Origin of the sequence: Streptomyces sp. NPDC001980, from assembly GCF_040296885.1 — a bacterium.
GTDB lineage: Bacteria > Actinomycetota > Actinomycetes > Streptomycetales > Streptomycetaceae > Streptomyces.
The window spans coordinates 113,516-123,187 of sequence record NZ_JBEOYD010000034.1 but is presented as its reverse complement, the minus strand read 5'-3'; the positions used below and the strand labels follow the sequence as shown (position 1 = coordinate 123,187).

Sequence of the window (9,672 nt, the reverse complement as noted above, 5' to 3'; positions counted from 1 at the left end):
CGCGCGTGGGCGTGCGAAAGCGCCGGCCGCCGGCGGCCGCGTCCCCCGCGAGCCGCCGTCGGACCGGCGCCTTCCGTGCACCCCCGTGCTCCCCCGGTTTCCCGCAGTTCCCCCGGGTCCCCTCTCCCCCGTGTCTCGCTTCCGCCGACGCGAATCGGCGGAAGGAGCGGTCAAGAGCGCCGGTGCCGTTCCGCCGCCCCGTGTCGGCGGTGCCGGACCCACGCCCCTTTCCGTGTCTCCACTCTCTCGTTCCCGCAGGTCGCGGCCCATCCGTGCGCGTACTCAACTCGTTCCCTAGGTACCCGTACTCAGGTCTGCGCACCGAGGCCCAGGACGCGCGGCCCCGGACTGGTTACGATCGCGTCCGTGTCGGTACTCCCCTTGGTCTTCACCAGCGGCTGGGCCAGCGGAATCAACGCCTACGCGGTGGTGCTGCTGCTCGGTCTCTTCGGCGCGACGGGCCTGAGCGACGACGTCCCCGAGACGCTGCAGCGCCCCGAGGTGCTGATCGTCGCGGGCGTGCTGTTCCTGTGCGAGGCGGTCGCCGACAAGATCCCGTACGTCGACTCGGTGTGGGACTCCGTGCACACGGTGATCCGGCCACTGGCGGGAGCCTGGGTCGGGGCGCTGCTCGCCGGGCAGAGCGGCTCGCTCAACGACGTGGTGGCCGGGCTGGTCGGCGGTTCCACGGCGCTGGCCAGCCACACGGTCAAGGCCGGGACCCGGATGGCGGTCAACACCTCGCCGGAGCCGTTCAGCAACATCGTGCTGAGCTTCGCCGAGGATCTCGGGGTCGCCGGGATCGTGTCGTTCGCGATGTTCCACCCGCTGGCCGCGGCGGTCATCGCGGCGGTGCTGCTGGCGACCGGCCTGATCGTGCTGGTGTTCCTGATCTCCCGGATCCGGCGCTTCTGGCGCCGCCGCGCCCAGCGCCGGGAGGAACGGCGGCTCGCGGCGCAGGTGGGACGGCCGCCCGGCTGACGGCCCGCCGGACCGGACTGTCGGTGGCGGTCGATAAAGTCGCGGGCATGGGACGGATTGCGGTGATCGGCGCCGGGATGGGCGCCATGGCGGCGGCCGCCCGGCTGGCCGTCGCGGGCCACCGGGTGACGGTGTACGAGCGTACGGAGACGTACGGCGGCGGGGTGCGCAGGTTCGAGCGCGACGGGTTCGCCTTCGACACCGGCCCGGGTCTGCTGCCGCTGCCCGCCGTGTACCGCGATCTGTTCGTCAAGACCGGCAAGGAGCCGCTGGAGGACTGTGTCGAGCTGGTCCAGGTGGACCCGTCGGCCCGGCACGTCTTCGCGGACGGCACCCAGGTGTCGCTGCCGAACGCGTCCCGCGCGGGCGTCGTCGCCGCCCTGGACGAGGCCCTCGGGGCCGGTGCCGGGCAGCGCTGGGGCGACTTCCTGGTGCGGGCCCGGGAGGCCTGGGACCACACCCGCCGCCCGCTCCTGGAGGAGCCGCTGTGGCCGAACTGGCAGGTGCTGGCCGAGCGCGAGCCGTACCCGTCGGTCCCGCACAAGAAGCTGCTGCGCACGCGCCGGGCGGCCACGCTCGCCGAGATCGGCGCCTGGGAGCTGCGCGACGAGCGGCTCGCCGCGCTCCTGAACAGCCACGCGCTCGCACACGGCCTCAACCCCCGTGACACTCCGGCGAGTGCGGCCGTGCTGCCCTACCTGGAGCACGCCTTCGGCACCTGGTATGTGCGCGGTGGCATACGGGAGTTGGCGCGTGCGGTGTACGAGCGGTGCGTGCGCAGGAGAGTCGAGTTCGTGTTCGGCGCCGAGGTCACGGCGGTGCTGGCGAAGGACGGCCGGGCGGTGGGGGTGGAGCTCGCCGACGGCAGTGTGGTCGACGCGGACCATGTGGTGGCCGGAGTGGATCCGGTGCGGCTCGACACCCTCACACGGCCCACGGGGTACCGGCTCGACGCCGACGGTGATGTGGCGGCGGACCCGAAGGCGGCTCGCCCGGCCCGCCTCACCGTGCTGCTCGCGCTCCGTGGCGGGCCCGAGGCCGGTGCCGCGCACCGCACGGTCGTGCACACCCCGGACGACGAGACCGAGCTGGACCTGCTGACCGCGCCCGGCGGCGACCGGCCGGTGCGCCCCACCGTGACGGTGCTGCGCCCCGCCGACCCGGCGCTCAGACCGGACGACGAGCACGAGTCCGTGGTGCTGTCGGCGGTGCTGTCGGGCGAGGCCGACTGGGAGAAGGACGGCACGGCCCGGGCCTACACGGACTTCCTCCTCGAAGCCGCCGAGGCGGCCGTCCCGGGGCTGCGGGAGCGCCTGGTCTGGCACGAGACGCGGCTGCCGGAACAGGCCACGGACGCCACGGGGTTCGGGGGGATCTCCGCTCCCGCCCTGGCCGCGGGCAAGGGGCGGTTCCTGCACCCGGCCAACACCACCCGGCTGCCGGGGCTGTACCGGGTGGGCGGCTGGTCGCACCCCGGTGGCGGGCTGCCGCACGCGGGCATGTCGGGGGCGCTGGTGGCCGGGCTGATCGTGGAGGGGCCGGAGTTCCGCGGCTCGCAGTGAGCCGGGCGCCGCGAGAGCGGTTCAGAAACGGTACTGCTCGTCGTACCCGTTGCCCTGGTGGCCCTGCTGCTGCCCCTGCCCGTCGCCCTGGCCCTGGTAGGGGTACGGCTGCTCCTGCGGGAGTTCGCCGCCGTAGGTCTCGTCGGCGCGCTGCTGCGGGACCCAGACACCGCCCGCCGGGGTCTCGCCGTAGCCGCCGGTGCCGTTGCCGTACTGGCCCTGGGCGTAGCCCTGCTGGTCGTACTGCTGGGTGCCGTACGACGACTGGTCGTACCCGGCGCCGCCGTAGGTCTGGTTGCCGATGTACGGGTCGGAGTAGTTGGCGTACTGCTGCTGGCCGCCGCTCGTGTCGTAGCCGTACTGCTGCTGGCCGTAGCCGGAGTAGTCGTAGGCGTAGTTCTGGTCGGTGCCCTGGGTGGCGTACGCCTGGTCCTGGCCGGCGGTCGCGTAGGCGGCCTGCTGGTCGCCGGTGGCCGCGTAGCCGGCGTCGCGGTAGACGCCGTAGGAGCCGGTGTCCTCGGGCATCGGCTGCGGCTCGTACACCGTGGTGGTCTCGGCCGCGCCGGGCTCCATGGTGCGGGCCGCCGGGGTGAACACGTCGTCGCGGTCGTACTCGTCACCGCCGTAGGACGGGTTGCCGCCGGCCGCGGCGTAGGCGCCCTGCTGCTCGGCGTAGGCGGCGTCGGCCGCGTCCGGGTCGGTGGCCTCCAGCCCCGGGTTCTCGTCCTCGTCCGGCTCGCCGCGGCGGCGCTTGGTCGGGCCGCCGCCGTCACCGTCCGCACCGGGGCGCTTGACCGCCCAGCCGGCCTCGAAGCCGCGGCGGAACGACAGCGTGACGTAGGTCTGGCCGACCGCGAAGGCGATCGCACCCACACCGATCACGATGACCGACGGGATCAGGACACCGAAGACGACCCCGAGGAAGCCGACGAAGGCGAGCAGCCGCCAGCGCAGCCGCGCCTTGTACTGCAGCAGCACCTCGCCGAGCAACCACAGCGCGACGATGCCGAACGCTACGTAGAGGACCGTCCAGCCCATGTACGCCCCTCTCCCTGTGACCGCTACGCAGTGTGTCCTACTCCGGTGCGGCCGGTCTAGGCCCGCGGGGGATGGTGCAGGCCCAGGTTCTCGTAGATTTCCAGCGTCGCCGTGGAATTGTTGAGCGTGATGAAGTGCAGTCCTGGCACTCCCTCGGCCAGCAGCCGCGCACAGAACTCCGTGGCGTGTTCGATGCCAATGGAGCGTACCGCCGCCGGATCGTCTTTCGCTGTGAGGATCCGCTCTTTCAGGGCTTCCGGGAAGGCCGCGTTGCTGAGTTTGGGCAGCCGTTCCAGCATCTTCACACTGGTGACGGGCAGGATTTCCGGAATCACCGGAGTCTCGCAGCCGGCCGCGACGACCCGGTCGCGAAGGCGAAGGTACGACTCGGGCTGGAAGAACATCTGCGTGATGGCGTAGTCGGCGCCCGCGCGGCACTTGTCGACGAAGTGCCGGACGTCGGTGTCCCAGTCGCTGGAGCGCGGGTGCATCTCCGGGAAGGCGGCGACGCCCACACAGAAGTCGCCCGACTCCTTGATGAGACGGACGAGTTCGGCCGCGTAGGTCAGACCCTGCGGGTGCGCCACCCACTCCCCCATCGGGTCGCCGGGCGGGTCGCCGCGCACGGCGAGCATGTTGCGGATCCCGGCGTCCGCGTACTGGCCGATGATGTTGCGCAGTTCGGCCAGCGAGTGGTCGACCGCGGTGAGGTGGGCGACCGGGGTGAGCGTGGTGTCCGCGACGATCTGCTGGGTCTCCCGGACCGTGCCCGCGCGGGTGGAACCGCCGGCGCCGTAGGTCACGGAGACGAAGTCGGGGGCGACCGCCTCGACCCGCCGGAGCGCGCTCCACAGGTTCCGCTCGCCCTTGGGGGTCTTCGGCGCCGAGAACTCGAACGAGTACGTGGTCTTGCCGCTGGCGAGCATGTCGCGCACGGTGCGTGCGCGGTCAGTCCTGGTGGATGCGGTTCCTAGGGCCATACCCGCAGGTTAGCTAGGGGCGGGCGGTCACCCAACCGCACTCGGGACATTTGCCCGAATTGTCGACCTCTTGCGGACCCCGCGTCCGCATACTGGACAAGTTTCCGGACAGCCGGGCGCCACGCTGCCGCTGCGGCTACAGCGACCGCAGGCGCTTCGCGAACTCGGCCGCCGCCGCGCCCGGGTCGTCGGCCGCGGTGAGCGCGCGGACCACGACCACCCGGCGGGCGCCCGCCTCCAGCACCTGGTCGAGGTTGCCGAGGTCGATGCCGCCGATGGCGAACCAGGGGCGGTCGGTGCCCAGCGCGGCGGTGTACCGCACCAGGCCGAGGCCGGGGGCGGGGCGGCCGGGCTTGGTGGGGGTGGGCCAGCAGGGGCCGGTGCAGAAGTAGTCCACGCCGTCCTGGGCGGCGGCCGCGGCGGCCTCGGTCTCGGCGTGCGTGGAGCGGCCGATCAGGACGTCCGGGCCGAGGATCGCGCGGGCGGCCGGGACCGGCAGGTCGCCCTGGCCGAGGTGGAGCACGTCGGCGCCGGCCGCGTGGGCCACGTCCGCGCGGTCGTTGACCGCGAGCAGCTTGCCGTGCCGGGCGCAGGCGTCGGCGAACACGGCGAGGTGCTCCAGCTCCTCGGCCGCCTCCATTCCCTTGTCGCGCAGCTGCACGATGTCGACACCGCCCGCCAGGACCGCGTCCAGGAACTCGGCGAGGTCGCCCTGCTCCTTACGGGCGTCCGTGCACAGGTAGAGCCGGGCGTCGGCCAGCTGGGCGCGGGCGGTGTCGGTCATCGGTGGTCCCCCGTTGTGTCGGTACTGGCTGCCTCAGACGGCGAGCGCCTGGGCGCGGCGCTTCACCTCCGTACCGCGATTCTCGCTGAGCGCCTGCGCGGGGGTGCCGGGCAGGGTCTCGTCGGGAGTGAAGAGCCACTCCAGCATCTCTTCGTCCGTGAAGCCGTCGTCCCGCAGGAGCGTCAAGGTGCCGGTCAGGCCCTTGACGACCTTGTCCCCGTCGATGAAGGCGGCGGGGACGTGCAGTGCCTTGTTCTCACCACGGCGGACGGCGATGAGCTGGCCCTCCTTGACCAGCTGCCGCACGCGCGTCACCTCGACGTCCATCATCTCTGCGATGTCGGGGAGGGTGAGCCAGGCGGGGACGAGAGCATCGATGTTCGTGTCAATCTCGGTCACGGGACAAGGGTAGGCGTTCTGCCGGGTTGGCCGCGATGGGTGGTGCCGGGTACGTGTCGGTGGTCGGGTGCGGGTGTGTGGGGGCTGGTCGCGCAGTTCCCCGCGCCCCTTTAGGGGGTTGCAGTCGCGTTTTTCAAGGGGCGGGCGGGGTCGGACAGAGCCTCCGGGTCCATCTGACGGCCCGCCTCGATCAGGCGGCGGCCCTGGGCCAGGTCTCGGGGGCGGCCTACCGCCAACAGGGCGACCAGGCGGTCCTCGCGGAGCCAGCAGACGCTCCAGGACGGGCCGGAAGAGTCGCCGCGCCAGACCATGCGGTCGGCGGCGGCGTGGTGGCCGGCGTACTGGACGAAGCGGCCGAACTGTTCCGACCAGAAGTACGGCACCGGGTCGTAGACCGCGTCGGTCTCACCGAGGATGTTGGCGGCGACCGTGCGCGGGCCCTGGAGGGCGTTGTCCCAGTGGTGGATCAGCAGGCGCTCGCCGTAGCGGCCGGACGGGAAGGAGGCGCAGTCGCCGACCGCGTAGACGTCGGGGACGGAGGTGCGCAGCCGGTCGTCGGCGAGCACCTCGCGGTGCGCGCCCAGCTCGATGCCGGAGCCGGCCAGCCAGGCGGTGGCGGGGCGGGCGCCGATGCCGACCACGACGGCGCCCGCGGGCAGCCGCGAGCCGTCGTCGAGCACCACCGCGCCGGGCTCGACGCCCGCCACGCGCGCGTGCGTGCGCAGGTCGGTGCCGCTGTCCGCGTACCAGGCGGCCATCGGCGCGGCGACCTCGGCGGGGAGCGCTCCCGCGAGCGGGCGGTCGGCGGCCTCGACGACGGTGACCGCGCAGCCGGCCTCGCGGGCCGCGGTGGCGAACTCGGCGCCGATCCAGCCTGCGCCGACGACCACGATGTCGTGCTGCCGGGCGAGCACGGGCCGCAGCCGCTCGGCGTCGTCCAGGGTGCGCAGCAGATGGACGCCGGGCACCCCCTCGGTGCCGGGCAGCGTGATCGGCTCGGCACCGGTGGCGAGAACCAGGACGTCGTACGGCACCGGGCCGGCCTCGGTGTCCAGCTCGTGGTCGGCGGTGCGCACGCCCAGTGCCTCGCGGCCGAGCGACAGCTCGATGGAGAGCGCCTCGAAGTCGACCTCGAAGGCGGAGCCCTCCGACTTGCCGAGCAGCACGGCCTTGGAGAGCGGCGGCCGGTCGTACGGCTGGTGCGGCTCGGCGCCGATCAGCGTGACGGTCCCGGTGAACCCCTGCTCGCGCAGGGCGACGGCGGTCTGCACCCCGGCCATCCCCGCGCCCACGACGACCACGCGCCGCGTCTGTGACGTGCTCCGTCCCTGCGTCTGCTCGCTCACGTGATCACCATAGACAAGAACGATAGACAACTGACAAAGAGTCAGTCAGGGGTCGTGGCGAGTGACCTCTTCCACAGCACCGTCCACAGCGCCGTCCGAGGCCGTCTTACCCGGGCGGAGCCCCGCGGGCTAGGGTGGCGGGGAAGCACACGCGGGAGCCCGGACGCACCGGGCTGAGAGGGAGGCTGGCGGCCTCCGACCGTACGAACCTGATCCGGGTCATGCCGGCGAAGGGAGGGGCTGGACGCCCATGTCCTCACGTACGTCCGACGTCCTCGTCATCGGGGGCGGAATCATCGGCCTGGTCACGGCCTGGCGGGCGGCTCAGCGCGGGCTCGCCGTCACCGTGGTCGACCCCGGGCCCGGCGGCGGGGCCGCGCAGGTCGCGGCCGGGATGCTGGCCGCGGTCACCGAACTGCACTACGGCGAGCAGACCCTGCTGGGGCTCAACCTGGCCTCCGCCCGCCGCTATCCCGGCTTCGCCGCCGAGCTGACCGAGCTCACCGGCCACGACCTCGGCTACCGGCGCTGCGGCACGCTCGCGGTCGCGCTGGACGCCGACGACCGGGCGCATCTGCGCGAGTTGCACGCCCTCCAGCAGCAGTCGGGTCTGGAGTCCGAGTGGCTGTCCGGGCGGGAGTGCCGGCGCCTGGAGCCGATGCTCGCGCCCGGCGTGCGCGGCGGGCTGCGGGTCGACGGCGACCACCAGATCGACCCGCGCCGGCTGGCGGCCGCGCTGGTGGCCGCGTGCGAGCGGGCCGGGGTGGTGCTCCATCGCGACTGGGCCGAGCGCCTGGAGGTGGTACGGGAGCGGGCCGCCGGTGTCGTCACCCGTGCGGGTGCGGCCTTGGGCGCCGAGCAGGTGGTGCTCGCCGGCGGCAGCCTGAGCGGGCAGCTGGCGGGCGTGCCCGACGACGTGCTGCCGCCGGTACGGCCGGTGAAGGGGCAGGTGCTGCGGCTGACCGTGCCCGCCCGGTACGCGCCGTTCCTCAGCCGGACCGTACGGGCCGTGGTGCGCGGCGGGAACGTCTACCTGGTGCCCCGGGAGAACGGCGAGCTGGTCGTCGGCGCGACCAGCGAGGAGCTGGGCTGGGACACGACGGTCACCGCGGGCGGCGTGTACGAGCTGCTGCGCGACGCGCACGAGCTGGTGCCCGGGATCACCGAGCTGCCCCTGACCGAGACCCGGGCCGGACTGCGCCCCGGCTCCCCCGACAACGCGCCGCTGCTCGGGCCGACCCGCCTCGACGGACTGCTGCTGGCCACCGGCCACTACCGCAACGGGGTGCTGCTCACGCCGGTCACCGGAGACGTGATGGCGGAGCTGCTGGCCGGCGGCGCGCTGCCGCCGGAGGCCCGTCCGTTCACGCCGAGGCGCTTCGACCCCGTTCCCGGCGTACTCGTGGAGCAGACCGCATGAACATCTCCGTCACCATCTCCGTCAACGGGAAGCGCCGGGAGATCGCCCCGGGCACCGCTCTCGACTCACTCGTACGGTCCCTCACGGCCGCGCCCTCCGGGGTGGCCGCGGCAGTCAACGAGACCGTCGTACCGCGCGGGCAGTGGGCGACGACCGGGCTCGCCGACGGTGACCGCGTGGAAGTCCTGACCGCCGTGCAGGGAGGCTGAGCGCCATGGCCGACGATCCGTTCGTCCTCGGGGGTACGACGTTCTCCTCCCGGCTGATCATGGGTACCGGGGGTGCGCCCAGCCTGGAGGTGCTGGAGCGGGCGCTCGTCGCGTCCGGGACCGAGCTGACCACGGTCGCGATGCGGCGGGTGGACCCGGGGGTACGGGGCTCCGTGCTGTCGGTCCTGGAGCGGCTCGGGATCCGGGTGCTGCCCAACACGGCGGGCTGCTACACCGCCGGGGAGGCCGTACTGACGGCCCGGCTGGCGCGGGAGGCGCTGGGGACCGATCTGATCAAGCTGGAGGTCATCGCCGACGAACGGACGCTGCTGCCGGACCCGGTCGAGACGCTGGACGCGGCGGAGACGCTGGTGGACGACGGGTTCACGGTGCTGCCGTACACGAACGACGATCCCGTGCTGGCCCGGAAGCTGGAGGACGTGGGGTGCGCCGCGGTGATGCCGCTCGGGTCGCCGATCGGATCGGGACTCGGGATCCGCAACCCGCACAACTTCCAGCTGATCGTCGAGCACGCGCGGGTGCCGGTGATCCTGGACGCGGGGGCCGGTACGGCGTCGGACGCGGCGCTGGCGATGGAGCTGGGGTGTGCCGGGGTGATGCTGGCGTCGGCGGTGACGCGGGCGCAGGATCCCGAGCGGATGGCTCACGCCATGCGGGCCGGGGTGGAGGCGGGGCGGCTGGCCCGGCTGGCGGGGCGGATTCCCCGTCGGTACCTCGCGGAGGCGTCGTCTCCTGCGGAGGGCCTGGCCGTGCTGGACCCCGAGCGCCCTGCGTTCTGAACACCGGCCCGCTCCCGTCTGCTCTCCCACCCACGCACCGCCCGAAACCGTCTGCTGACAAGCGGGACTCTCCCGTGGGGGCCGGGCGCCGTCGGCGGCTGCGGGTGGGTGGGCAGCATGCCCGGGGCCGGGCGCCGTCGGTGGCTGCGGGTG

10 protein-coding genes and 1 riboswitch are annotated in these 9,672 nt (G+C 73.3%); of the genes, 5 read left to right on the top strand and 5 right to left on the bottom strand.

The features are described 5' to 3' along the window. The first annotated feature begins 366 nt into the window (after nucleotides 1-366). The gene (locus tag ABT137_RS38025; protein ID WP_351715941.1) at nucleotides 367-981 is read left to right on the top strand and encodes a DUF4126 domain-containing protein; all 615 of its coding nucleotides are present in this window, start codon (nucleotides 367-369) and stop codon (nucleotides 979-981) included. A 47-nt stretch (nucleotides 982-1,028) separates the two neighbouring features. Continuing rightward, entirely contained in the window at nucleotides 1,029-2,543 is a 1,515-nt protein-coding gene (locus ABT137_RS38020) for a phytoene desaturase family protein (RefSeq protein ID WP_351715940.1), read from the top strand. Nucleotides 2,544-2,564: 21 nt separating this feature from the next. Here ABT137_RS38020 and ABT137_RS38015 read toward each other — a convergent pair whose 3' ends face one another. The 5 genes from ABT137_RS38015 to ABT137_RS37995 form a co-directional block, all read right to left on the bottom strand. Next, a complete protein-coding gene (locus tag ABT137_RS38015) occupies nucleotides 2,565-3,581 on the bottom strand; it encodes an SCO2102 family sporulation regulator (RefSeq protein ID WP_351715938.1) in 1,017 nt (338 codons plus the stop codon). A gap of 56 nt (nucleotides 3,582-3,637) precedes the next feature. Then, nucleotides 3,638-4,561: a methylenetetrahydrofolate reductase [NAD(P)H] gene (gene metF, locus ABT137_RS38010; RefSeq protein WP_351715936.1), complete on the bottom strand. Its 924-nt coding sequence runs from the start codon at nucleotides 4,559-4,561 to the stop codon at nucleotides 3,638-3,640. Nucleotides 4,562-4,697: 136 nt separating this feature from the next. Beyond that, the gene (gene thiE, locus ABT137_RS38005) at nucleotides 4,698-5,345 is read right to left on the bottom strand and encodes a thiamine phosphate synthase (protein WP_351715934.1); all 648 of its coding nucleotides are present in this window, start codon (nucleotides 5,343-5,345) and stop codon (nucleotides 4,698-4,700) included. Nucleotides 5,346-5,378: 33 nt separating this feature from the next. Further along, complete coding sequence (locus ABT137_RS38000) at nucleotides 5,379-5,744, bottom strand: Rv2175c family DNA-binding protein (RefSeq protein ID WP_217544598.1); 366 nt, start codon at nucleotides 5,742-5,744, stop codon at nucleotides 5,379-5,381. Between the two features lie 110 nt (nucleotides 5,745-5,854). Continuing rightward, nucleotides 5,855-7,090 (bottom strand): NAD(P)/FAD-dependent oxidoreductase, encoded by a 1,236-nt coding sequence (locus tag ABT137_RS37995; RefSeq protein ID WP_351715932.1) that lies wholly within the window; start codon nucleotides 7,088-7,090, stop codon nucleotides 5,855-5,857. 141 nt (nucleotides 7,091-7,231) lie between these two features. After that, nucleotides 7,232-7,343: riboswitch (TPP riboswitch) on the top strand. Here ABT137_RS37995 and thiO point away from each other — a divergent pair. The 3 genes from thiO (at nucleotide 7,341) to ABT137_RS37980 (ending at nucleotide 9,519) form a co-directional block, all read left to right on the top strand. Continuing rightward, entirely contained in the window at nucleotides 7,341-8,510 is a 1,170-nt protein-coding gene (thiO, locus tag ABT137_RS37990) for a glycine oxidase ThiO (RefSeq protein WP_351715931.1), read from the top strand. (Overlaps the previous riboswitch by 3 nt.) Beyond that, on the top strand, nucleotides 8,507-8,719 hold the full coding sequence (gene thiS, locus ABT137_RS37985) for a sulfur carrier protein ThiS (RefSeq protein WP_351715929.1): 213 nt from the start codon (nucleotides 8,507-8,509) through the stop codon (nucleotides 8,717-8,719). The genes thiO and thiS overlap by 4 nt, the downstream gene beginning before the upstream one ends. 5 nt (nucleotides 8,720-8,724) lie before the next feature. Continuing rightward, entirely contained in the window at nucleotides 8,725-9,519 is a 795-nt protein-coding gene (locus ABT137_RS37980) for a thiazole synthase (protein ID WP_351715927.1), read from the top strand. Nucleotides 9,520-9,672 lie beyond the last annotated feature (153 nt).

Bases quoted from the DNA above. Each gene is read 5' to 3' on its own strand.
- thiS (WP_351715929.1), top strand. From the start codon at position 8,507: ATGAACATCTCCGTCACCATCTCCGTCAACGGGAAGCGCCGGGAGATC.
- ABT137_RS38015 (WP_351715938.1), bottom strand. From the start codon at position 3,581: ATGGGCTGGACGGTCCTCTACGTAGCGTTCGGCATCGTCGCGCTGTGG.
- thiO (WP_351715931.1), top strand. From the start codon at position 7,341: ATGTCCTCACGTACGTCCGACGTCCTCGTCATCGGGGGCGGAATCATC.
- ABT137_RS37980 (WP_351715927.1), top strand. From the start codon at position 8,725: ATGGCCGACGATCCGTTCGTCCTCGGGGGTACGACGTTCTCCTCCCGG.
- thiE (WP_351715934.1), bottom strand. From the start codon at position 5,345: ATGACCGACACCGCCCGCGCCCAGCTGGCCGACGCCCGGCTCTACCTG.
- metF (WP_351715936.1), bottom strand. From the start codon at position 4,561: ATGGCCCTAGGAACCGCATCCACCAGGACTGACCGCGCACGCACCGTG.
- ABT137_RS38020 (WP_351715940.1), top strand. From the start codon at position 1,029: ATGGGACGGATTGCGGTGATCGGCGCCGGGATGGGCGCCATGGCGGCG.